The organism is Actinoplanes ianthinogenes, assembly GCF_018324205.1.
Classification (GTDB): domain Bacteria; phylum Actinomycetota; class Actinomycetes; order Mycobacteriales; family Micromonosporaceae; genus Actinoplanes; species Actinoplanes ianthinogenes.
This window is the reverse complement of the sequence record NZ_AP023356.1, coordinates 505,974-529,674: the sequence shown is the minus strand read 5'-3', so window position 1 is coordinate 529,674 and position 23,701 is coordinate 505,974. Positions and strand designations below refer to the sequence as shown.

At 74.7% G+C, this 23,701-nt stretch carries 21 protein-coding genes; 1 reads left to right on the top strand and 20 read right to left on the bottom strand.

Annotated features, from left to right (window positions below):
• Position 1: 1 nt before the first annotated feature.
• The 19 genes from Aiant_RS02535 to Aiant_RS02445 are packed head-to-tail and all read right to left on the bottom strand — an operon-like array spanning position 2 to position 20,200.
• On the bottom strand, positions 2-2,359 hold the full coding sequence (locus Aiant_RS02535; protein WP_189330746.1) for a hypothetical protein: 2,358 nt from the start codon (positions 2,357-2,359) through the stop codon (positions 2-4).
• Positions 2,356-2,565: a hypothetical protein gene (locus tag Aiant_RS02530; protein ID WP_189330745.1), complete on the bottom strand. Its 210-nt coding sequence runs from the start codon at positions 2,563-2,565 to the stop codon at positions 2,356-2,358. Before Aiant_RS02530 ends, Aiant_RS02535 begins: the two co-directional genes overlap by 4 nt.
• Positions 2,562-5,006: a hypothetical protein gene (locus Aiant_RS02525; protein ID WP_189330744.1), complete on the bottom strand. Its 2,445-nt coding sequence runs from the start codon at positions 5,004-5,006 to the stop codon at positions 2,562-2,564. The genes Aiant_RS02530 and Aiant_RS02525 overlap by 4 nt, the downstream gene beginning before the upstream one ends.
• On the bottom strand, positions 4,987-6,477 hold the full coding sequence (locus Aiant_RS02520) for a hypothetical protein (protein ID WP_189330743.1): 1,491 nt from the start codon (positions 6,475-6,477) through the stop codon (positions 4,987-4,989). Before Aiant_RS02520 ends, Aiant_RS02525 begins: the two co-directional genes overlap by 20 nt.
• A gap of 8 nt (positions 6,478-6,485) precedes the next feature.
• Entirely contained in the window at positions 6,486-7,694 is a 1,209-nt protein-coding gene (locus Aiant_RS02515) for a hypothetical protein (protein ID WP_189330742.1), read from the bottom strand.
• A gap of 11 nt (positions 7,695-7,705) precedes the next feature.
• Positions 7,706-8,869, bottom strand: a complete 1,164-nt coding sequence (locus Aiant_RS02510; RefSeq protein WP_189330741.1) for a phage tail protein — start codon at positions 8,867-8,869, stop codon at positions 7,706-7,708.
• Positions 8,866-10,734, bottom strand: coding sequence for a putative baseplate assembly protein (locus Aiant_RS02505; RefSeq protein ID WP_189330740.1), 1,869 nt, complete (start codon positions 10,732-10,734; stop codon positions 8,866-8,868). The genes Aiant_RS02510 and Aiant_RS02505 overlap by 4 nt, the downstream gene beginning before the upstream one ends.
• Entirely contained in the window at positions 10,734-11,126 is a 393-nt protein-coding gene (locus Aiant_RS02500) for a GPW/gp25 family protein (protein WP_229830035.1), read from the bottom strand. Before Aiant_RS02500 ends, Aiant_RS02505 begins: the two co-directional genes overlap by 1 nt.
• The gene (locus Aiant_RS02495; RefSeq protein ID WP_189330739.1) at positions 11,123-11,752 is read right to left on the bottom strand and encodes a hypothetical protein; all 630 of its coding nucleotides are present in this window, start codon (positions 11,750-11,752) and stop codon (positions 11,123-11,125) included. The genes Aiant_RS02500 and Aiant_RS02495 overlap by 4 nt, the downstream gene beginning before the upstream one ends.
• A 13-nt stretch (positions 11,753-11,765) precedes the next feature.
• Positions 11,766-12,245, bottom strand: a complete 480-nt coding sequence (locus tag Aiant_RS02490; protein ID WP_189330738.1) for a phage baseplate assembly protein V — start codon at positions 12,243-12,245, stop codon at positions 11,766-11,768.
• Positions 12,245-13,336: a phage late control D family protein gene (locus Aiant_RS02485; protein ID WP_189330737.1), complete on the bottom strand. Its 1,092-nt coding sequence runs from the start codon at positions 13,334-13,336 to the stop codon at positions 12,245-12,247. The genes Aiant_RS02490 and Aiant_RS02485 overlap by 1 nt, the downstream gene beginning before the upstream one ends.
• Positions 13,333-14,022 (bottom strand): CIS tube protein, encoded by a 690-nt coding sequence (locus Aiant_RS02480; protein WP_229830034.1) that lies wholly within the window; start codon positions 14,020-14,022, stop codon positions 13,333-13,335. The genes Aiant_RS02485 and Aiant_RS02480 overlap by 4 nt, the downstream gene beginning before the upstream one ends.
• Entirely contained in the window at positions 14,019-14,165 is a 147-nt protein-coding gene (locus tag Aiant_RS02475; protein ID WP_189330736.1) for a hypothetical protein, read from the bottom strand. Before Aiant_RS02475 ends, Aiant_RS02480 begins: the two co-directional genes overlap by 4 nt.
• A gap of 2 nt (positions 14,166-14,167) precedes the next feature.
• Entirely contained in the window at positions 14,168-14,626 is a 459-nt protein-coding gene (locus Aiant_RS02470; RefSeq protein ID WP_189330735.1) for a phage tail protein, read from the bottom strand.
• Positions 14,623-15,804, bottom strand: coding sequence for a phage tail sheath family protein (locus Aiant_RS02465; RefSeq protein ID WP_189330734.1), 1,182 nt, complete (start codon positions 15,802-15,804; stop codon positions 14,623-14,625). Before Aiant_RS02465 ends, Aiant_RS02470 begins: the two co-directional genes overlap by 4 nt.
• A complete protein-coding gene (locus Aiant_RS02460) occupies positions 15,801-16,244 on the bottom strand; it encodes a phage tail protein (RefSeq protein ID WP_189330733.1) in 444 nt (147 codons plus the stop codon). Before Aiant_RS02460 ends, Aiant_RS02465 begins: the two co-directional genes overlap by 4 nt.
• 6 nt (positions 16,245-16,250) lie before the next feature.
• Positions 16,251-18,977, bottom strand: coding sequence for a phage tail sheath C-terminal domain-containing protein (locus Aiant_RS02455; protein ID WP_212846919.1), 2,727 nt, complete (start codon positions 18,975-18,977; stop codon positions 16,251-16,253).
• Positions 18,978-18,989: 12 nt separating this feature from the next.
• Positions 18,990-19,646, bottom strand: coding sequence for a hypothetical protein (locus Aiant_RS02450; RefSeq protein WP_189330732.1), 657 nt, complete (start codon positions 19,644-19,646; stop codon positions 18,990-18,992).
• Positions 19,643-20,200 (bottom strand): Pvc16 family protein, encoded by a 558-nt coding sequence (locus tag Aiant_RS02445; protein ID WP_189330731.1) that lies wholly within the window; start codon positions 20,198-20,200, stop codon positions 19,643-19,645. The genes Aiant_RS02450 and Aiant_RS02445 overlap by 4 nt, the downstream gene beginning before the upstream one ends.
• A gap of 283 nt (positions 20,201-20,483) precedes the next feature.
• Between Aiant_RS02445 and Aiant_RS02440 the strand changes: the two genes are divergently transcribed.
• Complete coding sequence (locus Aiant_RS02440) at positions 20,484-23,282, top strand: helix-turn-helix transcriptional regulator (RefSeq protein WP_189330730.1); 2,799 nt, start codon at positions 20,484-20,486, stop codon at positions 23,280-23,282.
• Positions 23,283-23,357: 75 nt separating this feature from the next.
• Here Aiant_RS02440 and Aiant_RS02435 read toward each other — a convergent pair whose 3' ends face one another.
• Positions 23,358-23,552, bottom strand: a complete 195-nt coding sequence (locus tag Aiant_RS02435; RefSeq protein ID WP_189330729.1) for a hypothetical protein — start codon at positions 23,550-23,552, stop codon at positions 23,358-23,360.
• Between the last annotated feature and the right edge of the window lie 149 nt (positions 23,553-23,701).

Below are 23,701 nucleotides of genomic sequence, written 5' to 3'. Positions count from 1 at the left end.
CTCACGACTCCGGCGGCTGAGCGTCGTCGGCGGGCGCGGCGTCGGACAGGTGCAGCGTGACCGTGGTGCCGGGCAGCCACGGCAGCGTGTAGCGGCGCCCGTCCACGCCGGCCAGCTGCAGCACGATCCGCAGCGGACCACCGGGCAGGAACACGTCCAGTGACCCCGGACCGCTGACGACCATGCCCGGCCCCGCCAGGAAGGTGTCCTGCACGTAGCGGACCGCGCTCCGATCGAACCCGGGCAACCCCGCGCAGAATCCGCGGACGACAGCGTGCGCTTCCAGCAGTAACGGCAGCTCATCCGTGCCGGAACCGGGCGGGCTGAGCGCGGCCACATCGGGCGCGGCCGGTCGGGCGCGGGCGAGCCAGGGTCCGGCGAGTTCGGCATGTGCCGGATCGGTGAGCGATCCGACCTGCTCCACCAGCGACGACAGTGGCCCGGCTTCGGTCCGCGGCGCTGCGGCTGCAGGCGGTATTGGTGGGGTTGGGGGTGCGGTGCTGGTCTGGGGCGGTACCGGTGCAGGCGGTACTCGTGGGGTTCGGGGTGCGGCTCTGGTCGGCGGCGCTGCGGGGGTTTGCGGTGCGGTCTGGGCTGGCGGTGCCGCCGGGCTTTGGGGTGTCGAGGCAGCCGACGGCGCGGCCTCGGGGGATCGGGGTGGGGAGACGCCGTCGGCGAGGAGCAGGAGTTCGGGGCGGCGGCCGGTGGCGGCGACGACCGAGCGGAGCGCGCCGCCGAGGCTGCTCCCGGCGGTGAGGGACAGCCAGGCGTCGGTGTGCAGGTCGCGCAGGAGCAGCAGCGAGGTTCCGGAGGGATGCGCCACCTGCTCCGCGACTATCGCGTCGGCCCGCGCCCGCCCGGCCGTGACCAGCCGGGCGACCAGACGCACCACAGGCGAGGCGGCGAAGTTCTGGACCGGCGGAGCGCCGAAAAACAGGTCGTCGGCCGGCTTTTGGACCGACTCACCGGCCGGGGCCGAGTGAGCCTCCGAGGGCTGCGCGATGGCGGTATCGCCGATGAGTGCCGCGGTGCTGGAGGTGGTGGGCTCAGCGGTTGGTGACGCGGTGCTCGAGGTGGCGGGGTCAGTGGTGAGTGAGGCGGTGGTGGAGGTTGCGGCGCGGGGCTTGGTGGTGGATGTGGCGAGGTCTTCGGGGAGTGCCGCGGTGGTGGAGGTGGCGGGGTCAGCGGTGAGTGGTGGGGTGGTGGAGGTGGCGGTGTCCGCGGTGCGGGCCGCGGTGGCGGAGGTAGCGCCGTCAGCGGTGAGTGGCGCGGTGGTGGAGGTAGCGAGGTCAGCGGTGAGTGCCGCGGTGGTGGAGGTGGCGAGGTCAGCGGTGGGTGGCGCGGTGGTGGAGGTGGCGGGATCGGGCGGGGGGAGGGCCAGGCGCAGGGCGGGGTCGTAGCGCAGGCCGGGCGAGCGACCTCCGCAAAGGGCCCGTTCCAGGACGCCGACCGGATCCGTGGGTGCCACCTCGGCCAGGGCGGGTAACAGCAGGAACGCCGACGCGTAAGGGGTGGCGATCGTGAGCCGGCCCGGCAGCTCCCGGGTTGCGGCGGTGATGGCGGGGAGTTCGAGGGTGGCGCCCAGAGCGGCGCGCACGGCAGCGGGGCTGTCGGCGTGGACCGGGTCGGCGGCGATGGCGAGGAGGCGTTCGGCGAGGCGCCAGGCCGCCGAATGCCATCCGGCGCCGGCCTCGACGGCGAGAGCCAGGACGGCGGCCGCGCCGGGCCGGTCGGCCGCGCCGGGCAGGTGCCCGGCGGCCCACGCGGTGAGCAGGGATTCCCGCACGGCGGGAAGCGTGAAGGAGGCCTCGGGGGAGAAGACCGCTCGGGCGACGGCTTCGGCGTCCGGTTCGGGGAGGGTGGCGAGGACCGGGCGCAGGCGGGACCGGGCGGCCAGGGCGGTGAGGACGGCACGGCGGACCGGGCGGGGCTCGGCGAGCAGGAGCCAGCGGATCGCCGCTCCCGGGGGCAGGCCGGTCGGCAGGTCGGCGCCGGCGCGACACCACGACTCGGGAGAAGCACCCGCCGCGAGCTGGTCGAGGAACCACGCCAGGTGCTCGGCGTGGGTGGGGAAGTGCTTCACCCGTACGCCGTCCGGCCCGGACATGATCGCCTCCCGGACCGCGTCGATGATCGCCCGCGCGCAGCGCCGGGCCAGGTCCTCCCCGTCGGCCAGGCACACCCGGAGGTCACGGATGAGCCAGACCGACTCGCCGCCCAGATCCGGCTCGGCCGCCAGCGCGGCCGGCAGCCGGATCCGGAATGTCTGATCCAGATCGGTCGCGGCCAGCGCCGGATCACCCCGCGCGCCGGCCTGGGCCACGTCGAGCCGGTCGATCACCAGCCGGTCCGGGCTCATGACACCGGCGCGGCCGGGGCGGAGGGCGTGGGGCCGGCGAAGGACGGGTCGGCGGCGAGTTCCTCCAGGACCAGGATGGCGCCGGCGATGCGGAGCAGGGTTTCGCGGCATTCGTTCTCCTGGTGGATCAGGGAGGCGAGCAGCGCCTCCCCGGCCTCCCGTTCCGCGCGCAGTTCACCCAGGCGTCTGTCGATCGGCGTGGTCACGGGTTCCTCCTCGGTTGTTCGGGTCGCAGCGGCGGGACGTCGGCGCGGACCGCCATCACCAGCCAGTGGAAGGTCTGCCCGGCGCCGCCGTGCGCGATGAACCGGCCGCCCTCGACCGGACCGGCGGCGAGCCGGGCGGGCCGTGACCCTTCCGCGAACACCGGGGTCAGGTGCACGGTCCGCCCCTCGGGCAGCGTCAGCGTCTCGAAATAGTCCGGCAGGGCCACCTCGGCGGCGCCGTCGTCGCCGAGCACGGCCGTGCCTCGATACAGGACAGCGAGTTCCGGACCCTCGACGGAGCCGTGCACCAGGTCGGTGTCCGCGCGCGCCGGGTGCGGGATCCGGAAGTGCTTGTTCGGCGAGTTGATCTCGCCGGTGTTGATCTTGCCGGCGCTGATCACGCCGTCGGAGCCGATGGTCACCGCCTCGTTGCCGTTCTTGCCGGTGGCGATGGTGCCCTCGGCGTAGACGTCCCAGGTGTGCAGCCCGCCGCCCCAGCCGTTCGGGATCCCGACCATCGGGTGCATGTTGTTGGTGCCGAGCGTGCCGTTCAGGATCGTCTCGCCCTTCTCCATGCCGATGAAGAAGCGGCGAGTGGGGACCCGCGGATCGGCCTGCGTCGTTCCCGCGATCTCGAATCGGCCCGGCGCCCGCCCGATTCCGGCGCCCATGGTCACCATGACGGCGAGCCGGTCCGGGTCGAGGAAGGCGAAACCGAGGTCGTCCGCTCGGTAGACGTTGAGGCCGCGGGTGGCGAAGTCCCCGTTGCCGGACAGGGTCTGCAGGCCTTGCCGGATCCCGGTGACCTCGTTGACGTGCAGCGGATGGGTCGGCGCTCCGGGACCGATGCCTACCCGCCCGCCGTTCGGGGTGAGCAGCACGTCGCCGTTGTCCAGGTCGATGTGGAGCCGGTTGGTGAACGTGCGTGGCGCGGCCCGGGTGGTGCCCCACACCTCGAACCGCCCGCCCAGCAGCCCGGCCGGCGCGTCCATCTCGATGGTCGCGGCCAGCCGGTCCGGGTCGGGGAAGACCCAGTCGCTGTTGGTGGCGTTGTGGTGGGCGTTGAAGCTCAGGCTGCTCCACGAGTCCCGCCCGGACAGGTACTGGTTGCCCTGCCGGATCCCGGTCGGCGCCGGCACGTGCAGCGGGTTGGTCGGCCCGGTCGTGCCCACCCCGACGTTGCCGCCGGCCCGCAGGAACAGCCGCCCGTCCGCGACTCCGGTCTCGGCGACGTTCAGCCCGCCGGCGGGCATGCTGACGTTCCAGGCCGTCACCCCGCTGTCCGGGTCCTGGAAGGCGAGCGGCTCCCGGCCGCGTACGGTCAGCGCCCGCCCCGGATCCGGATCCGGTGTGCCCACCCCGACCCGCCCGGTCCCGGTCACGCTCAGCCCGGTCCGCGCCCGCAGCTGGGAGTCCGGCACCGTGTCGTCGGCCGCGCCGGTCGACCCCTTCGCGATCACCCGCAGCGCCCCGTCGGCCGCCGCGACCAGCGCCGCCCCGCCGTTGGCGGTGCCGTCCCCGGTGAACGTCCACGGCGGGTCCGCGCCGGTGCCGCGGGACGCGTTGAACCCCAGGTAGGACCGCCCGGCCACGATCCGCCCCAGCCCGGCGCCGAGTTGCAGCCGGTCGGCCGGTTGGTCGGTGCCCGCTCCGATCCGGCCACCGGCGAGCAGGTCGTTGCCGACCGTGGCGTGCCGGGCGACCCGCAGCGGCCCGTCCACCACGGCGACGTCCGCCGGGCGTCCGGTGGCCGGGTCCGGCACCGGGAATCGCGGCGCGATCCGGACGACGCCGGCCGGCGCGAGGACGGCGGCGGCAACCAGCCCGGCGTACGGCCGCTGCCCGTCCCGCTGCGCCGGGTCACTCACCGCGAACCCCTGCCCGTCCCAGTTGACCGCACCCACCCGGATCAGCCACCGTGGCGTACCGTCCGGGAACTCCTGGTGCGGCACCGACCCGTCGGCCGGGCCCCGGTCCGGCAGCCCCGCCACGATCACGTCCGGGTGTGTCTCCCCGGGCGGCCCGGCCAGCAGCCGCCACCCCTCGGTCACCCGGGTCGTCTCGGTCCCGCCCGCGCAGCCGGCGTACCCGCTGGCCGGCGGCCGGGTGTCCCGCTCGTCGTAGGTGATCCAGATCGGCACGTACCCCGGCTCGTGCACCCCCTTGAACAGCACCGGGTCCGGGTCGATCCGCACCGGCTCGCCGACCACGACCTCCCGCCCGAAGCCGTCGACGGCGTAACCGGGCAGGAGATACATCTCCACCACGCCGCCGGCGAGCCGCTCGTCCAGCCGCAGCCCGGCCACGATCCCCCAGGTGTGCGGCCCGAGCTGGTGCCGCCGCCGCATCGTCCGGTGATACTCCTGCTCCGCCTCGAAGTCACCCACCCCGAGGTACTGCTGCTGGTAGTACCGCAGGCGCTCAATGCTCAGGGCCGTCATCGCTCACCCTCTCGAACCAGCCGCGCAGCATGCCCAGGGTGTCCGCGTCCTGCTCGCCGCCGAGCAGCGCGCACAGTCGCCGGACCAGGTCGGCGACCTGCGGGAACGGGGGATAGCCGCCGGCCTGCCAGCGGCCCCGCCGGAAGGTCGGATCCAGTGTGCTCAGCAGGTCGGCCAGCGGGTTGCCGTCGGTGGTGACCAGCGGGCGGCAGGTCAGCCACTCGGTGACACTGCGGGCCAGCGCGGCGAGCGGCAGGATCGACAGGCGGTGACTCTGCGCCGGGAACGCTCCGGCGGTCGCCCGGCAGGCGTTGCAGATCCGGACGATCTTCCCGGCCTGGACGGTCACGCAGGCCAGCACGACCCGGTCGCTCGCCGGTTCCGGCGGGCAGGGCGGCAGCAGCAGTCCGGACACCCGATCGGCGAAGGACTGGACCAGCGCCGCCTCCAGCCGCTGGAGCACCGTCCGGGCCAGCCGCAGGTACTCGTCCGGATCGCCGCTCGGTGCGGGCAGCACCACGGCGTCCAGCACGGCGGCCGGGTCGCCGGTGACCGGGAACGGCTGCCGCCGCTCCAGATCCACGATCGCGTCGTGCAGGCGCAGACAGGACTCGTGGACGAAGCCGGGCTCGAACGGGGTGTCCGCGAAGAACGCCGCGCTGAGCAGCACCTGGCCGTGCTCCGGGGAGAGGTGGGCGCGCAGGACGCGCCGGTACTCCTCGTAGGCGGCGACGATCTGGCCGGCCAGGGTCGCCTGCGGGTCGCAGAAGGCGTCCTGGCACGGTCCGTCCGGGGCACGGCAGACCTCGAAACGGACGCTTTCCGCGATCCGGGTGGGCTCACATCCGGGAGGCAGTTTTTCGTACGCCGGAGCCGTCCCGCAGCCACAGGTGCCGGTGGCGGATTGCCCGCCGCAGCCGCCGCAGCCGCCGGAGCCGTTGACCGGGCGTCTGCCGCAGCCACAGGTGCCGGTGGCCGCTCGCCCGCCGCACCCGCAGCTTTTCCGGCCCGTGGTCAGGAGCGTCCGCGGCCGGGTCGGCTGCTCGGTGTAGACCATGGTCAGGCACCAGCGCTCGGGTCCGGCCGGCGCCGCGGGGGCGGGCCGCCACGGCTGCGCGCACGCCCGGTCGTCCGCGTCCCGGCAGGCCGAGATCATCGACAGCAGCGGGACGGTCCGGGCGGCGTCCAGGAGCAGGTCGTTGCCGCACGTGTCGAGCGCGTACCCGGGGTGGACCTGGACCGCGCCGGGGTCGGCGACGCAGACCACCTGCAGGCCGCAGACCACGCCGGCGCCGTGCAGGTAGCGGTTGTGCAGGCGGTTCTTGGCCAGCTGGTATTCCTGTGCGGCGTTGAGCTCGGCCTCGGTGAGGCTCTGCCCGGCGAAGTAGCGCGGGCGCAGCGCCGGCCCGGGGACGCCGCCGGCCGTCGTGGCGGCGGTGCCACAGGTCGCGCAGTGGGCGGTGGTGGTCATCGTTCCTCCTAGGCCCCGAAGGCGTGCCAGCGGACCAGGACGCGGCGCTCGAGATCGGACGGCTGTTCCATGCGCACCTCGATGTCGAACTTGCCGTCGTAGGGCTTGTTGTGCACCCGCGCGGCGAGGAAGCGGACCGGGGTGGCGTAGTCCCGCTCGCCGCGCAGGTTGATCGCCTCGTAGTAGTCGAAGGAGTGCTCCTGCTCGGCCAGGCCGAGCACGATGGATACCGGGGTCTTGGCCTGGTTGTGGTCGACGGTCAGGGTGGCGACGTCGGTCTTCGCGGGGATCGGCACCACCACGAGGTCGCCGGTGATCCGCCCGGCGCCGGGCGGCCCCGGAATGCCCTGATCGCCCTTGTCTCCCTTGTCTCCCTTGTCTCCCTGGGGACCGGCAGGCCCGGCGGGACCCGCAGGACCGTCAGCGCCGGCGGGACCGGCAGCACCGGCAGGCCCGGCGGGTCCGGCAGGGCCCGGGTCGCCCTTGTCCCCTTTGTCGCCCTTGGGTCCCTGCCCTCCACCACCGTTCTCCAGCAGGCAGAGCATCACCTCGGTCAACACGCCGGTGCTGGGCAGCAACCGCCGCCCGAGCCGGTTGTCGATGTCCTCCTCCTCGATCGCCACCCCGGCCTCGAAGTCGCTGATCGTCGCGAGCACCACGCAGTCCCCGCCGGCGCACCCCGGGCACTCGTCGAGCAGCCGCTCCAGCGGCTCCGCGCACGACGCCGGCGGCGTCTCCTCCGGCAGCACCGGATCCACGATCACCTCGAAGGCGAACGACTCGATCACCCGGTTCGGCTGGCTGCCGTCGTCGCACCCGCACTCGTCCCAGCTCGCCGGGATCAGCTCGTCCGGGCACTCCCGGTGCCGTACGCACAGTTGCAGCGTGTGTGTTCCCGCGCTCAGGTCGCCGGGCAGCAGCGCGAGCAGGTCGACGTACTCCTCGTGGCAGACCAGGATCTCCCGCCCGCAGCAGTCGATGGCGGTGCCCGCCTCCACCACCAGCCACCGGTCCCGGCAGCCGGGCTCCGGATGCGGCCGAACCTTGAGCCCGCAGGCCACGCCCCAGCCGTGCAACGCCTGGTTGTGCCGCCGCCCCCGGCCGATCAGGTACGCCTGCTCGTCCTGGAAGTCCCGCTCCAGCAGCAGCTTGCCGGTGAAGTAGTGGTTGCGGGCCGGCGCGGTGGCGGGGTGACACCCGCAGTCCCGCTGTCGCATGGCCGCCCTCCTCAGATCCGTGTGGTGGCGCCGACGGTGGCCCGCAGGCCGACCCGCATCGACGGTCGCTTCTGTTCGTCCTCGGACGGCCCGAGCAGCGTGCCGGTCCGTGCGTCCGGGGCGCCGAGGACGATCCCGGCCGGCCGGGCGCCGATCACCGTGTCCAGCCCGACGCTGGCCTGTATTCCGACCCGCATCCGTGGCGCGACCAGCCGGATCTCGGCCTCGGTGTGCGCCGGGCTCGCCGTGTCCACGGCCCGCTCGACCAGGTCCCGATCGGCGTGGGCCGGGACGAACACGGTGAACCGGTGCGCCGGCACCGCGAACGGGTCGAGATCCGGCTCGCCGGTGTCGACCAGCCGGAAGTCGCCGATCCGGGAGTGCTCGCCGATCTGCAGCCGCCCGGCGACGGCGGGCCCCCACAGCGTGCCGCCGAGCCGGTCACCCTCGTACAGCCAGCGGCGCAGCCGGAAGTGTTCCAGGATCCGCGGCCGGATCCCGGTGGTCAGCTCCACCTGCCGGGTCACGCCGGCGAGCGTGCCGCGCAGGTGGAACAGGTGGTGCGCCTCGGCCAGCAGCCGCCGGCGACGGGCATCCGGGATCCGCCGGTCGGCGGCCAGGCCGAGCCAGCCGCCCAGCCAGTCCAGGAACTCCGCCGGGGTGGCCCGCGGGTCCAGCACCGCCGGGAAGTCGTCGAGCCGTGCGGACACGCTGTCCCGGATCGTGTCGAAGATGGCCAGGAAGCGGGCGAGGAAGTCCCGCGCGGCCGGGTCCTGGGCGTAGATGGCCGGGAGGTGGCGAAGCGAGGTGGCGCGCGGGAACGAGACCTGGACGGCGTGCACCACGGTGTCGCCGGTCAGGGTCAGCCGGAGCCAGAGCCGCTGCCCGGGCGGGCTCAGAACCAGGAAGTCCGGGCCGGACGGGGCGTCGGTCCAAACGCCGGGAGAGGTCGCGGTGGCGACTTTCAGGGTGCCGCCGTCGGGCACCGTCGCGTCCAGCACCACCCGGTGCCACTCGCAGCCGCCGATCCCGCTGTCCAGCGGCCCGGCCAGGAACTCCCCGGACCTCGTTGTGTGCCGTTTGCGCAGCCCGTCGCGGTCGGCGAGCACGTCGGGGTGCGGCCCGGCCGGTCGCCAGCCCACCCGGCCGTCCAGGAGCAGGAATTCACCGCTCATTGCCGCTCCCGGTAACTCACGGTGATCTCGTGTGCCTCGGTGTACGGCAGATCCGTCGCGCCCAGTTCCACGTCCTGGCACGGCCCGTATCGTTCGCCGTCGAGGACGACGAACAGGTCGTTGTCCCGGATCCGGTCCACCCCGGGCACGTCCAGCACCGTCCGGGCCACGTCGGAGTAGTAGACGTCCGCGCCGAACTCCCAGCCCAGCGGGTGGAAGAACGCGTCGAGCCGGGCGGTCACGTCCCGTTTCACCTGGGCCAGGTCGGCGTTAGGCAGCACCACCACGTCCGCCTCGACGTGCAGCCGGCGGTAGGTGGGCGGGCACACGTACAGCTCGGTGGTGATCAGGCGGTGCGCGTCCAGGTGCGCGGCGACGGCCCGCAGCGTGGTCTCGTCCGGCGTGGGCCGGGGGCCGTCGGCGTCCGGCACCACCAGCACGGTCACCGTCCCGGGGACCCGCGCGCCCGGGAACCGCGGGTGGGTCAGCGGCAGTGCCCGGGCCCGGCGGATCCGGGCGCCCGGCGCGGTCATCGCGAGCTGCTCGAAGTCGTCCGCGGTGACCGCACGGCCTTTGCTCTGCAACTCCCGCGGGGCCCGCTGTTTGGCCTGCTCGACGGTCTCCTCGTCGGCGCCGAGCGTGGCCGGGCGCGGGTTGTCCACGCCGGTGATCCCGTCCGGCAGCAGCGACTGCACGTCGGTGATCCGGCCGGCGCCGACGTTGCCGGCCGATCCGCCGCCGGCGCGGTACCGGCGGGCCACCACGTTCGACTCGGGCAGCCGCGGGTTGTGCAGCGGGATCCGTCCGTGCGTGCCGTCGCCGAAGAGCACCTCGCCGGTGGTCCGGTTCAGCCGGAAGTGCCGGTCGTCCGAGCCGGAGGCGTACAGGTCGGTGCGCTCGGTCCAGCTCGCGAAGCCGGTGCCCTCGTCGATCTGGAGGTCCAGGTCGCCGACGACCGGGGTGCGGGCCACTCGCAGCACCTGCCCGACCGCGCCGTCGCTGCCGCCGAGCACCTCGTCGCGTACCGTCTGGGCCTGCGTGGCCCGCACGGTGTTGGTGAGCACGGCGTCGAGGCGGGGCGCCCGGTCGTAGTGTCCGGTGCGCAGCCGGGCGCGGAACCAGTACTGGTCCTGGTCGCGCCGGATGGTCGCGCCCGGGCCGGTGAACTGGACCCGGCCGCTGCGGGTGAGGCCGCGGGTCTCGTCCCGGATCAGGTCGACCGGCCGCCACTCGCCGTCGACGTGCCGGAACTCCCAGAGCACGTCAGCCGGCGGCGGGAGGTCGGTGAAACCGGCCACCGGGTCGGCGGTCGCCGGCGCGGTGACCAGCACGACCAGCTCGATCGGGTCGGCCGGGAACGGGCCGGGATCGGCGAAGCCGAGGTGCAGGGCGCTGCCGTCACGGTGGTTGCGCCCGAACGGGTGGAACGGCTCGGTCACGGTGGTGACGGTGAACCCGTCGTACACCGAAAGGGTCTTGATCGTCGCCCGCAGGGCCGTCAGTGAGTGGTCGGTCTCGAACAGCAGCGGGGTGCCGGCCACCGCGACCTGGGTGCCGAGCGGCACGATCGCGGCCGGCGGTCCGTCCGGATCCATGGCGAAGCGCAGGCCGGCGGTCGCCGGGCGGGCCGGCGCGGGCTCGATGCCGAGCAGCTGGAGGAACTTGACGTAATGCAGCTCCGGCACCTGATTGACCCGGAAGATCAGCTGGTCGGTCAGCCAGGCGAAGAGTTTCACCAGGGTGATGCCGGGGTCGGTGTCGTTGTGGTCGGTCCACTCCGGGGTGTATCGCGGGATCAGCGCGATCGCCTCGGCGACGAGCCGGTCGAAGTCGCGGTCGTCCAGCGGCGGGGGTTCCAGTGGCATCAGGCGCCGCCCTCCGTCGTGTAGAGCGGATAGACCAGGTTGTGCACGGTGTTGTGCGCGCGGATCCGGTAGTCGACGCGGATCAGCACCGCGTCGTCGCGCCGCGGGTCGCCGCTCAGCGCCACGTCGAGCACGTCGATCCGCGGCTCCCAGCGGGTGAGCGCCTCGCGGACCTGGTAGGCCAGCTCGCCGAGCGCGGACGCGGGCGCGAAGACGTAGTCGTGGGCGCCGCAGCCGAAGTCGGGCTGCATCGGGCGTTCGCCGGGCGCGGTGCCGATGACGATGCCGATCGCCTCGCGGATGTCGTCCTCGGCGGCGGACATCGCGATCCGGCCGCGCTCGTCGATCTGCGGCGGGAACCGCCAGCCCCGCCCGAGGAAGTCGCGGCTCACGTGACGGTCACCTTCCCCTCGGCGAAGGCGGCCCGGCCGCGCCGGTTGACCGCGGTGACCACGAACGCGTGCAGGCCGGGCCCGAGCGCCACCAGCTCCGCCCCGGTCACCGTCACCGGCACGGTCAGCGGACCCGTCCAGTCGCTGGTGGAGTCCAGGCGGCCGGCCTTGAACAGCAGCCAGCGCAGCGGGTACGCGCCGGCCAGGGTGAACGTGAACGGCAGGACCGCCGGCTGCCCGGTGCTGCCGAACGTGACCGTGGAGAACGGCGCCGCCGGTGGCGTCACCACGACCGTGGGCTGATCGTCCTCGGCCGGGTCGGCGACGGTCCGGTCGTGCACCGGATGCGACTCGGTGATCGTCAGCGGGTAGCCGGTGGCGCCGCGCACGAAGTCGGTGACCAGCATGACCTTCCGCCCGGCCGCGGTCACCTCGGTCAGCCCCATCGACCGGAGCTGGTACGACCCGCACGGCGGCACGTTGGTGCAGGTCAGCGTGCCCTGGTCACCGTCGAGCAGCACGTCGCCGCCGGCGATCCGGGCGGCGCGCGGACCCACCGCCCGGCTGGTCCCGACGCCGCCGTGCGGGCAGCGGACGGTCGCGTTGGTGGTCATCACCCGTGGCATCGCGGTCCCCCTCTCAGCTGAACTCGATCGCGTCGCCGGTCATCCGGATCCGCCTGCCGCCCATCACCAGCTCGACCTGTCCGGCGTCCAGGCTGATCCGCGCGCCGCCCTGGTGGCGCACCTCGACCCGGTCGCCGTCGTCGTCGAGCAGCACGGTGTGTCCCGTGACCGAGCGGATCAGCCGCTGCCCGGGCTTGGCGCCGGCGGGTGGCGCGGCCACGGTGCCGGGCGGCTCGCTCCACAGGGCGCCGATCACGTAAGGGTCGGCCGGGTCCTCGCCCACGCACGCGACCAGGACCTCGTCCCCGACCTCCGGCATGAGCCACAGCCCCCGGCCCGGCCCGGCGAACGGCGTGGCCACCCGCGCCCAGTCCCGCACCGGCACGGTCTGCTCGCCGCGCTCGGCCGGGAACTCCACCTCGACCTGCCCCCGGTGCTTCTGGTCGTCGAGCGACCGCACGATCCCGATCACCACCCCGCGCACCGCGCCCATCAGGACACCACCTCCCGGCGCGCCGACAGCTCGGTGCGGTACCCCTGTTCGTCGAGGTGGTGGGTGACCCGGGTGACGAAGTACCGGCCGTCGACCCGCCGGTCCAGCCCGGCGATCCGGACCACGCCGCCGGCCCGCAGATCGGCTCGGCCGACCACCGTCGCGTCCAGCTCGACCAGGCCTTTCACCGACTCGGCGAGGTAGTTGCGGGCCAGCTGCCGGGCCTCGGCGGCGGTGCGCACCACCCGGTCGCTGATCGTCCGGTCCTCGCCGGCCGCGTCGAGCAGGTCGTAGAGGTCGCGGTTGACGGTGAGGCCGGCGCTCGCCGGGGTGGCCCGCAGCCGCCGGTCCCTGCGCTGCTGCCGGTCCCACCAGCGGACCTCCACCGACCGGGCGGCGGTGTCCAGGCGCATCGCGGTCCGGGCCGCCAGCAGGTCGCGGCCCCAGCGCAGTTCCGGTCCCGGGCCGGGCAGCCGCTCGGACGGCCCGAAGTGCACGAAGTAGCCGGTGTCGTCGTGACCGACGAAGAACGCGTACCCGTTGAGCCGGGCCCGTTCGGCCAGGAACGACAGCGTGGACTGGTTGCGCATCACCACCCGCGGGTGCTCGGCCTCGCCCTGCCGGGTCTGCTCGTCGATCCGGACCGGGCAGTCGAAGCCGGGCTTGGCCGGGTTCCGCCGGCCGCCCAGCGCGCCGGCGATGAAGCTGTCGGTCTTCTGCAGCCAGCGGTCGCTGTGCTGTTCCCGCCGGGCGCCGCGGAAGAACACGTCCTGCCCCTGCACGGTCAGCGTCTGCCCGCCGGACTGCGGGAACGTCGCGGTGACCGCGGTGACGTAGCCGGTCATCACCGGGTGCAGGTCGTCCCGGTACCCCAGGTGGATGTCGTAGCGCTGGCCCACCTCGAAGGCGTCCGGGTGCCGCGCCACCCGCAGGGTGAACGTGTCGATCTCGGCGAGGTCGTCGACCACGGTCAGCGACAGCACGTCGGCGAGCAGCTCGGCGTCCAGGTCGGTGCTGCTGCGCACGACCGCCGCGGTGCCGCCCTCGCGCACCCGGCGGACCGTGAACGCCGGCACGTACGTGCCGCTCATGGCGCCGGCGGAATCAGCAGCAGGGTCCCGGCGGCCAGCCGCGCCGGGTCGGTGATGCCGTTCGCCTCGGCGATGCGCCGCCAGGCGGCCGGGTCGCCGTACCGGTCGGCGGCGATCGCGCTGAGCGTCTCGCGCTCCCGGACCGCGTGGTAGCGGGTCCGGTCGGCGGACTGCCGGTCCATCTTCGGCAGCAGCTCGGCGAGGGTCCGGTACTCGCGGAGCCGGACGGTCAGCACCGCGCGCAGCGGGGCGCCGTCCTCGGCGAAGAAGGTGAACCGCTGCTGGACGCTCTCCACCACGCAGGTGAAGCCGGACCGGCGCTGGCTGCCGATCTCGCGGTCCAGCCCGGAGCCGGGGAAGCCGCGGCCGCCCCAGGTGAACAGGCAGACCGGCGGGGCGTGCCGGTTGCCGTGCGCCTTGACGAGCCGGTAGATCCGGTCGGTCCGCTCGGTGACCGGCTCGCCGCTGTCCGAGGTGTCGAAGAACAGGTCCATCGTGAAGGTCTCCGCCTGCCCGCGGACGTACTGGACGAGCGGGGCGTCCAGCCCCGGGACGGCGTGCTCGGCGAACTGGGCGGTCTTGGCGGCGGTGTACTCCGTCGGGTTGAACAGCACCTCGACGGCGTCGTCCGGCAGCAGCTTGCCGTTCTCGTCCTGGGGCGTGAACCGCGCCTTGACCAGGGTCACTTCGCCTCCTCGGTGAGGCTGCGGGCGCGGCGGTCCCGCTCGTGCCGCTGGAGGGCCTCACGGACGAGCCGCTCCAGGTCCGCGGGCTCGGGCCCCGCGGCGGGCTCCACGGTCGTGGTGACTTGACCGATCCGGACTTCCATCGTCAGACCATCTCCAACCCGTCGTGGGCGATCTCGATCTCCTCGAAGGCCAGCCGGTTGGCGGCGGCGTCCAGGGCCGGCCCGGTCCACCGGATCGGGAAGCCGTTGCGGAACCGCCACGCCTTGACCGGCAGGTGCAGCTCGTTCTGCAGGATGATCACGCCGTCCCGGCGGCGGCCCCGCCCGCTCAGGTAGCCGGCGTACCAGGCCCACAGGTCGTCGGAGAGGCCCATCCCGCGTTGCAGCCGCAGGTTGGCCGCGGTGGCGTGCCGCCGGAACTTGAGGGTGGTGGCGCGTCCGCCCTCCCGGTACTCCTCGACCTGGATGCTGCTCTCCAGGCCGCCGCACTGACTGAATCCGGCCACCACCGAGGTGGCCAGGACGGCGAGCGTGCGCAGTCTCGGGCCGCCGGTGTCGACCAGCGCGACGGTGAAGTTGAAGGCCGGGAACGGCGTGGTCACGGCGCCTCCTCGCGGATGGTGAGCTCGCCCTCGACCCGGCCGATCCGGAAGATCAGGAACTCGGCCGGCCGGACCACCGCCACGCCGACCGTGGCCAGCAGGCGGTCGTCGCCGGTGTCGCAGCGCACGAAGAACGCCTCCTCCGGGGTGGCGCCGGCCAGCGCGCCGCGCCGCCATTGCTCCTCGAGGAGCCCGGTCAGCACGACGGTGAGCAGCTGGCGGCGGACGAAGTCGGCGGGCTGGAAGGCGAACTGCCGGGAGGCCACGGCGGCGGCCCGCTCGACGGCGACGAACCAGCGGCGTACCGGCAGGTGCCGCCAGGCGGGATCGGTCGCCAGGGTGCGGGCGCCGTAGATCCGGATACCCCGCCCGGGCAGCGCCCGCAGGCAGTTCACCCCGGCCGGGTCGAGCACCGCCTGCTCCGCGTCACCGACCTCGCCGCCGAGGCCGACCGCCCAGCTCAGCTCCCGGTTGGCGGGGGCGGTGTGCACGCCGGAGGCACGGTCCACGCGGGCACAGACGCCCGCGGCGAAGCCGCTGGGCGCGACCAGACGGGTCCGCCCGGACGGTTCCGGCACGCGCACCCAGGGGTGATAGAGACTCGCGTACGACGTGTCGAAGCGTCCCCGCCACACCAGCACCTCGTCGACGTCCAGCCCCGGCGGCGGGTCGAGCAGCGCCACCCGGTCCCCGCGCCGCTCGCAGTCGCCGACCAGCCGGCGCTGCACCGCGAGGGCCTCGGCCTCCGTCAGCGGCGTGATCCGCGCAGGTCGCACCAGGGAGGCCGACGGCCCGGGCGGGCCCGGCCGGCAGGGGTCGGGCGGCGGCTGCGGCAGCGGGCTGGTGGCCGGGATCCGCGGTGGCCGCCAGTGCACGTCCGGGACGGCCACCAGCGACACCTCGTCGACCGTCTCCAGTGCGCCGAGCCCGTCGAGCAGGCCGTCCGGCTCCGGCACCCGGACCACCCAGCAGCGCCGCCCGCCGTTGTCGAAGAACGCCTTCACCGTGTCGCCCAGCGTCCCGGTCTCGGCGAGGGCCGCCGGGTCGTCCACCGGGACGGCGGCGAAGGCCGGCCCGTGCGGGCTGACCCCGACGAACGCGGCCACGTCGGTGCGCGCCACCGACGCCGGCCGGGCCGGCTCGGCGAACTCCAGGTGCACGCCCGGGACGGTGGTCATTGCAGCTCCACCCGCTCCACGCAGATCTCCACCTCTTCGATGGCGATCTCGTTGGTGGTGGCGTTCAGCGCCGGGCCCTGCCACTTGCAGATGAACGCGTCGGCGAACGTCCAGACCAGCACGTCGGCCTGCTGCTCGTCACGCAGCGCGATCTCGCCGCCGCGCCGGTCCGGCAGCCCGTTGAGCACGTTGCGATACCAGGTCCACAGCTCCCGGTTGGTGGTGATGCCCCGGCGCAGCGTCAGGTTGCCGAACGTGCGCAGCCCGGTCAGCTTGCGCACGTGCAGCGCCGGGTCGGTGCCGGCCCGGTACTCGATCGGCGCGGTGGTGAAGGTCAGCCCGGTCACCTCGCGGAACGCCGCCACGTCGGGCCCGGTGCGGTCGAACCGCACCCGGAAGTTGAACCCCGCGAACGGGTCCTTGCGCTCACCGACGGCCATCGCGGCTCACCCCTCCTGGACCATCGATCCGCCCGGCCACTGGCCGATCCGGATCACTACGAACTCGGCCGGCTTGACCGGCGCCACCCCGATCACCACGATCAGCCGGCCGTTGTCGATGTCGTCGCCGGTCATCGTGGTCTCGTCGCAGCGCACGTAGAACGCCTCGTCCGGGGTCCGGCCCTGCAACGCACCGTCGCGCCAGACCGAGGTGAGGAACGCCGAGACGCTCTGCCGTACCTGGGACCAGAGCGGCCGGTCGTTGGGCCGGAACACCGCCCACTGGGTGCCGTTCTCGATGGACGCCTCGAGGAAGTTGAACAGCCGCCGGACGTTCACGTACTTCCAGTCGCTGTCGCTGGTCACGCAGCGCGCACCCCACACCCGCAGGCCGCGGTTCTGGTCGCGGAAGTCGCGCAGCGCGTTGACGCCGCGCGGGTTCAGCAGGTCCTGCTGCGCCTTGACCAGGCGCGTCTGGAAGCCGTCGACGCCGGTCAGGGTGGCGTTGGCCGGGGCCAGGTGCACGTCGGTGCGGGCGTAGACGCCGAGGACGTGGCCGCTCGGCGGGATCCAGACCGGCGACGGCACGGCCGGGTTGTCCCGGTACGGGTCGTCGATCACCAGCCACGGGTAGTACAGCGCGCCGTGCCGCGAGTCGTAGTTCCCGCGCTGCGTCAGCACCTCGTCCACCCGCAGCCCGTACGGCGGGCCGCCCCGCCGCGAGTCCAGCACCGCGATCCGGTACCGCATCTGCTCGCAGTGGGTGAGCAGCGCCTGCTGCACCCGCGCGCCGGTCCAGCCGGGCGCGGCCACCATGCTGATCTGCTCGACGTTGCGCAGCGCCTGCAGGCCGGTGCGCTCGGCCGGCTCGATCGAGTCGGCGCCGATCAGGATGTCGTCGGTCAGCTTCTCCAGGTGGTCGGCGCCGCCGCTCATCCGGCGGCCCAGCGGACGCTCGCCGAGCGCCGGGTCGACGCTGGTCAGGAGATCCGGCCAGGGGGTGAGCGCGGCACGGGCGGCGGCGGCCGGGCGCGGGTCGGCCATCCGGACCAGATCGGCCTCGCCCTCGCCGGCCTGGTCCAGCGCCGGGATCGCGCCGATCACGCGCGGCGCCCAGCGGCTGTGCCGGGGGTCGAGGACCAGGTTGCGCAGGGTCTGCGAGCCGCCCGGGGCGATCGTCTCGCGGCGGGTCCGCGGGTCGGTGCGGACCAGTTCGACGGTGAGGGCGAACTCGGTGGTGCGGACCCGAGTGCCGGCCGGGACGTCCGCGGTCAGGCCGCCGGCGGGCAGCGTGACGGTGGTGCCCTGGACGGACTCGGCCTTCTGCCGGAACAGCACGCCGTTCGCGTCGGAGAACTCCAGCAGGCTGCCGGGCTCCAGGCCGACGCCGGTGTCGAGGTCGACGGTCGGTGCGGTCGCCGAGCCGCCCGGTGTCGTGGTGTCGACGGTCGGCGAGGGCTCGCGCTGGGCGGTGACCCGGACGTTGTCGCCCCAGCCGCCACGGTGCAGCGCCTGCAGCCGCAGCACCGGGGTGACGGCGGTCAGGGTGACCCCGGCGACGGCGTGCGCCGCGGTCAGCGGTCCGGCCAGCACCAGCAGACCGGTGTCGCCCGCGACCACGTCGGCGAACTCGCCGCGCTGGGCGGAGCCGATCCGGACCAGGTCACCGTCGGCGACCGCGCCGGTCAGCACCAGCGCGGTGTCCCCAGGAGAGCCGTCCCGGACCAGCGTGGCGGGCTTGCCGCCCCCGGCCAGGCGCTGGACCTTGTCGTTCACGGCGTAGGCGTGCCGCAGCGGCGCCGTGAAGGTGATCGTGAACGGTGCGGCCGCGGTCACGGTGGCGACCTGGGCGAACTCGTCGCCGGCCGCGCCGGCCAGGTGGACCCAGTCGTCTGCGGCGAGCCCGGCGGCGGCCGCCACCTCCAGGGAGCCGGAGCCGACCGCGGTGATCGTCGTCTCGGCGGCGACGGTGTGCTTCTCCACCGGCGTGCCGGCGTCGTGCCGCAGGGTCAGCGGGCCGCTCAGGGCGGCGGTGGCGAGGGCGCCCCGGCCGAGCTGCTGCGCCGGATCGGTGCCGAGCACGACGTCCTTGGCGGCGGGCAGGACGGTGGCGTCCTGCACCACCAGCAGCCGGTCGCCGGCCGCGGCCGGGTGCACCAGCGTGGTGCCCGGCGGCTTGCCCGCCGCCTTGGGAACGACGGTGGTCCCGGCCGGGGCGGCGGCGGTCAGCGGCGCGGTCAGCGCGATCGGGGTGCCGGTGCCGGCCGTGACGTACTCGGTGCGGGTGTCGTCCTCGATCCGCACCACGTCGCCGGGCGCCGGTCCGGCCGGGTCGGCCACGACCAGCAGGCGGTCACCGCGCCGGGCGAGCGCCACCGGCGCCCCGGAGTAACCGGCGTCCTCGGTGGCGTACAGGAGCACGGTCGAGTAGGTCGCCTCGTCGGGCAGCACCCGCACCACGAAGAGCAGGCTCCCGCCGTTGGTGAAGAAGCCCTCCACGGCGTGCGGCAGCACCCAGGCCGGTCCGGCCGGGTCCGGCACCGCGCGCCGGTTGATCGTGCCGCCGAACCGGCGGGTGAAGTCGGCGAGGCTGATCACCTGGGTGGGCCGGTTCACCGGGCCGCGTTCGGTGACGCCGGCCAGTCCGGCGACGCTGACCGACACGCCCTCGATCGGGCGCGCGCCGGTGTCGGCTTCCTCCAGGTAGACCCCGGGGCTCAGGTACTCGGCCATCACGTCTCCTCGTCAGACCCGCAGTTCCACGTCGTTGACCTGCCCGTAGGCGACGTCCCAGGTCATCTCCGGCCCGGTGGCGGCGCGTATCCGGAGTGACCGGACACCGCCGATCCCGCGGAGTACGTAATCGCCGGTGGCGCCGCTGACCGCCCCGACCGCCCGCTGCTCGCCGTCCACGTCGACGGCCGCGATCCCGGGAGGTGGCGCGGCGGCCAGCCGGAGCAGGGCGTCGCCGGGGTCCACGGCGTGGGCGAGGGTGGTCTGCCACGGGCCGGCGGGGTCGCGTACCGAAGCTGTCGCCTGATGCGCGGTCCGCAGGGGCGAGCGGAGCGCGAGCAGCGGCGGATCCCCCGCCTGCGCCGCGGCGACGGTGACCAGCGCGCCGGGCACCGGCTCCGGCGTCAGCTGCCCGGTGACGACCACGCCTTGCAGGCGCACCGGCAGCGGCCGCAGCGTCACCGTCTCGATCCGGGGCGCGGTCACCAGCAGGTCGCGTGGCGGCAGCGGCCGATATCCGGGCGCGGTGACCGTCAGGCGGATCCGCCGGGGCAGGCTCGCCAGGTCACCGGTGACGCCGGGCACCGGGACGCGCTCGCCGGTGACCTCGTCGGTGGCCCGCACCTCGATCAGCGCCGCGTACACCGCGACCAGGTCCAGGCGTGTCATGGCGTGCCGATCTGCTCGTAGCGGTTGATCCGCTCGTGCACCGGCGGCGCCACGGCGGTCAGGTGACCGGGACCGATTTCGACCATGCGCACCAGGAACGACGCGCTCAGCTGATAGGGCTCCTGCAACGCCGTCCAGACCCGGGTCAGCTCCTCCAGCCCGAGCGTCTCCATCGTCACGCTCAGCTCGGTCTCCGCCGGGCGCAGCCGCTCGTGGTCGCCGAAGACCTGCAACACCCGCCCGAGCAAGGCCTGCTCGGCCAGGGTGTCCTCGGTGACCGGCGCGACCAGGTAGTGCAGGTCCACCACGGCGGCCGGCCACTGCCCGTCGCGCGGCGGCAGGTTGAGCGCGTCGGCGTTGCGGGCCACCCGGTACAGCCACAGGCACACCCCGGTCGGCGGGCTCGGCGGCTTCGTCGCGTCGCGCAGCTCCTTCGGTGAACGCAGGTCGATCGGGACGCCGTTCAGCTCCGTCAGCGGGCTGTCGGTGATGTGCTGCTTGAGCAGCTCCCGCAGCGCCCGGCTGACGGTCTTGATCGCGGCGAAGTCGTTCACCGTGACGCCTCCGGTCGGACATGCATGGAGAAATCCTCGGGTTGCGCGGCGTCCGCCCGCTTCCGGGAAGTCCCGGGGCGGGGAGGCGGCCGCTGCGCGGAGCCGACCGGTTCCGGACCGCTGTCAACGTCCGGTTCTCCTCGCGTACGCCGGGGGAGTTCCCCGATTGCGCCGATGTCCCGGATACGAACGGCCGGTGGACTTGATCTGCTTCGACCAGCCATGGTGAAGCACGGGCGAATCGTCCACGTTGCTCGTTACCGCTGCTCTCCGGAGGCCGGCGATGCCGTTCCGCGTCCGTGCCGAGGTGGCCGAACTGGTCGGCCGGGAACAGCCCTGCCTGGCCCTCGGCGCCCTGCTCGACGCGGCCCGCTCCGGCGCCGGCGGCGCGCTGCTGCTCACCGGTGAACCCGGCGTCGGCAAGACCGCGCTGCTCGCCCACCTGATGTCCGGCGCCACCGGCGTCACCGTGCTGGCCACCACCGGCCTGGAGTCCGAGGCGTCGCTGCCCTACGCCGGCCTCGGCGACCTGCTGCACCCCCTGCTGACCCTGGTCCCGCGCCTGCCCCGCCCGCAGTCCCGGGCGCTGCGCGCCGCCCTGGCCCTGGCGGACCAGGACCGGGACCTGAGCCCGTACGCGGTCTGCCTGGCCACCCTGGCGCTGCTCACCACGGCCGCCGAACGGGAACCGGTGCTGGTGGTGGTCGACGACGCACACTGGATCGACGAGCCGTCCCGCGCCGCGCTGCTGTTCGCCGCCCGCCGCCTCGCCGCCGACCCGGTCGCCATGGTCCTGGCCACCCGCGACGACCCGGCCATCGACACCGGGTGCGACGCGCTGCACCTGGCCGGTTTGAGCCGGGATGCGAGCACCCGGCTGCTCGACCGGCACCGCCCCGGCCACACCGCGCCCGGGGTGGCCGACCAGCTCTGGCGCGCCACCGGTGGCAACCCGCTGGCCCTCGCCGACGCCGCGGACGCCCTCACCGACAGCCAGCTGGCCGGTGCGGCGCCGCTGCCCGAGCCGCTGCCGATCCGGGCCGGACTCCAGCAGGCCTTCGCCACCCGGGTCGCCGGGCTGCCCGAGGCGACCCGGTCCGCCCTGCTCGCGGTCGCCCTCAGCGCCTCCGCCGACACCGCGTTCCTGCACGCCGCCGTCCAGTCGCTCGGCGCCGGGCGGGGCGCGCTGGCCGAGGCCGAGGCGGCCGGCCTGATCCGGCGGGACGACCGGCGGCTCGGCTTCACCCATCCGCTGCTGCGGACCGCGGTGCAGCGTGGCGCGACCGTCGAGGAGCGGCGGCGGGCGTACGAGGCGCTGGCCGCGACCGCCACCGGCGGCGAACGCGCCTGGTACCTGGCCGCCGACGTGCTGGGCCCGGACGAGCGGGCCGCCGGGGAGCTGACCCTCGCGGCGGGGGAGATGCGCCGCCGGACCGCGTACGGGGACGCGGCCCGGGCCCTGCACCGCGCCGCCGAGCTGACCGCCGACCCGGCCGCCCGGAGCCGGCTGCTGCTCGCGGCCGCCGCGGACGCCCAGCTCGCCGGTGGACTGAGCGACGCCGCGACCTGGCTGGGGCAGGCCCGGCTGCTGGTCACCGAGCCGCGACCGGCGGCCGACATCGCGCTGGCGCAGGGATCGGTGCTGACCCGCCGCGGCACCCCGTCGATCGCGCAGCGGGTGCTGGTCGACGCGGCCGAGGCGGTGCTGCCGGCCGACCCGGGGCGGGCCGCCACCCTGCTGCGGGCGGCCGTCGACCCGGCCCTGATCGACGGGCGGTTCCGGGACGCGTACGGATACGCCCGCCGGGCCGCGGACCTGGCCGGCGAGGACCCGGCCGCCCGGATCGCCCTCGCGCAGACCCGGATGTTCACCGGCGACCTCGCCGCCAGCCGGGCGGTGCTGCACGCCCACGCCGCCTACCTGGACACGCTCGACCCGGTCGCCGACGCGCACCCGCTGAGCCTGGCCGGGCTGTGCCTGTGCTGGCTGGAGGAGTACCGGGCCGCCGACCGGCTGCTGACCCGGGTGATCACCGCGACCCGCCGGGCCGGTGCGCTCAGCCCACTGATCCGGGCCCTCTCCTTCGAGGCCGAGCTACGCCGCTGCACCGGCGACTGGCCGGCCGGGTACGTCGCCGCCGAGGAGTCCCTACGCCTGGCCCGCGAGCTGCAAGAGGTGTCCAGCGCCGGATTCGCCCAGGTGGTGCTGGCCCGGTTCGACGCGTTCCGCGGCCGCCCGGCGCCGGCGGCGCGGCGGCTGGCCGAGGCCCGCCGGATCGCCGGGCCGCTCGGCACGCCCGGCCTGCTGCCGTTCGAGGGCTCCACCCGGGGCGCGCTGCACCTGGCCACCGGCGAGCCCCAGGAGGCGGTCGCCTGCTTGGAAGCGGTCCGCGAGTTCTGCGCGCACACCGGCCTGGACTTCCCGGACTTCCTGCCGTGGGCGGCCGACCTGGTCGAGGCGTACCGGTGCGCCGGCCAGCGGGAGCCGGCCCGGGACCGGCTCGACGAGTTCGCCGCCCGGACCGCCGGGTTCGGCCTGACCGGGGTGCGGGCGGCCGTCGACCGGTGCCGGGCGCTGCTGGCCGACGACCCGGCCGAGGCGGAAGCCCACCTGCGGGCCGCCCTGTCCCGGTTCGAGCGGGTCGCCCAGCCCTTCGAGGCCGCCCGCACCCGGCTGCTGCTGGCCCGCACCCTGCGCCGGAACCGTCGCCGGGCCGAGGCCCGCCCGCTGCTCCGCGACGCGCTGACCGTTTTCGAACAGCTGGACGCGGTGCCGTTCGCCCGGCAGGCCACCGCCGAGCTGGCCGCGGCCGGCGAGCGTTCCCCGGTCCGTACGGAATCGCCGATGCACCTGCTCACGCCGCAGGAGTTGCAGGTGGCCCGGGCGGTGGCCGAGGGGCGCAGCAATCCGGAGGTGGCGGCGGCCCTGTTCATCTCCCGCAAGACCGTCGAGAGCCACCTGTCCAGCGCCTACCGGAAGCTGGGGCTGAACTCCCGCACCCAGCTGGTCCGCCACCTGACCGCCGTCCTTCCGCCTCTCGCCGAGGCTCCCGCGGAGCCGGAAGGTGCCGCGGAGCCGTAGGGTCCCGCGGAGGGGCCGGCGGCGACCGGCTTCGGCGGCGACCGGTGTCGGGCAGACCGCGTTCGAGGACCGGCTTCAGAGGCCGGGGGAGGGGTCCGGCAGCATCGGTGCGATCGACGGGTCGGCGTAGGCCGCCACCACGAGCTGCCGCGCCTCCTCCCGGAACACCGGATCCGCCTGGATCCGGCGGTGCACCGTGCCGAGCAGGTCCAGCACCTCGTCCGGCGAGGAGCGTCCGCCCCGGACCGCCGCCACCAGCCCCGACGCCACGACGTCCCCTGCAAACCGCGCCCCGACCGCCTCAGCAAGCCGGGTCACTACCGCGCCCGCACCCGCGCCCGGTCCCGTGTCCCCGCCCGTGTCCCCGCCCGTGTCCCGGCCCGGGCCCGGTCCCGCGTCCCCGCCCGCGCCTGGTCCCG

What these genes read in the sequence shown, in the direction of transcription:
- Aiant_RS02520 (WP_189330743.1), bottom strand. Translation starts at nt 6,477, where the DNA reads ATGACCACCACCGCCCACTGCGCGACCTGTGGCACCGCCGCCACGACG.
- Aiant_RS02535 (WP_189330746.1), bottom strand. Translation starts at nt 2,359, where the DNA reads ATGAGCCCGGACCGGCTGGTGATCGACCGGCTCGACGTGGCCCAGGCC.
- Aiant_RS02515 (WP_189330742.1), bottom strand. Translation starts at nt 7,694, where the DNA reads ATGCGACAGCGGGACTGCGGGTGTCACCCCGCCACCGCGCCGGCCCGC.
- Aiant_RS02460 (WP_189330733.1), bottom strand. Translation starts at nt 16,244, where the DNA reads ATGGCCGTCGGTGAGCGCAAGGACCCGTTCGCGGGGTTCAACTTCCGG.
- Aiant_RS02490 (WP_189330738.1), bottom strand. Translation starts at nt 12,245, where the DNA reads ATGGGCGCGGTGCGCGGGGTGGTGATCGGGATCGTGCGGTCGCTCGAC.
- Aiant_RS02495 (WP_189330739.1), bottom strand. Translation starts at nt 11,752, where the DNA reads ATGCCACGGGTGATGACCACCAACGCGACCGTCCGCTGCCCGCACGGC.
- Aiant_RS02475 (WP_189330736.1), bottom strand. Translation starts at nt 14,165, where the DNA reads ATGGAAGTCCGGATCGGTCAAGTCACCACGACCGTGGAGCCCGCCGCG.
- Aiant_RS02485 (WP_189330737.1), bottom strand. Translation starts at nt 13,336, where the DNA reads ATGAGCGGCACGTACGTGCCGGCGTTCACGGTCCGCCGGGTGCGCGAG.
- Aiant_RS02455 (WP_212846919.1), bottom strand. Translation starts at nt 18,977, where the DNA reads ATGGCCGAGTACCTGAGCCCCGGGGTCTACCTGGAGGAAGCCGACACC.
- Aiant_RS02450 (WP_189330732.1), bottom strand. Translation starts at nt 19,646, where the DNA reads ATGACACGCCTGGACCTGGTCGCGGTGTACGCGGCGCTGATCGAGGTG.
- Aiant_RS02440 (WP_189330730.1), top strand. Translation starts at nt 20,484, where the DNA reads ATGCCGTTCCGCGTCCGTGCCGAGGTGGCCGAACTGGTCGGCCGGGAA.
- Aiant_RS02525 (WP_189330744.1), bottom strand. Translation starts at nt 5,006, where the DNA reads ATGACGGCCCTGAGCATTGAGCGCCTGCGGTACTACCAGCAGCAGTAC.
- Aiant_RS02505 (WP_189330740.1), bottom strand. Translation starts at nt 10,734, where the DNA reads ATGCCACTGGAACCCCCGCCGCTGGACGACCGCGACTTCGACCGGCTC.
- Aiant_RS02510 (WP_189330741.1), bottom strand. Translation starts at nt 8,869, where the DNA reads ATGAGCGGTGAATTCCTGCTCCTGGACGGCCGGGTGGGCTGGCGACCG.
- Aiant_RS02465 (WP_189330734.1), bottom strand. Translation starts at nt 15,804, where the DNA reads ATGACCACCGTCCCGGGCGTGCACCTGGAGTTCGCCGAGCCGGCCCGG.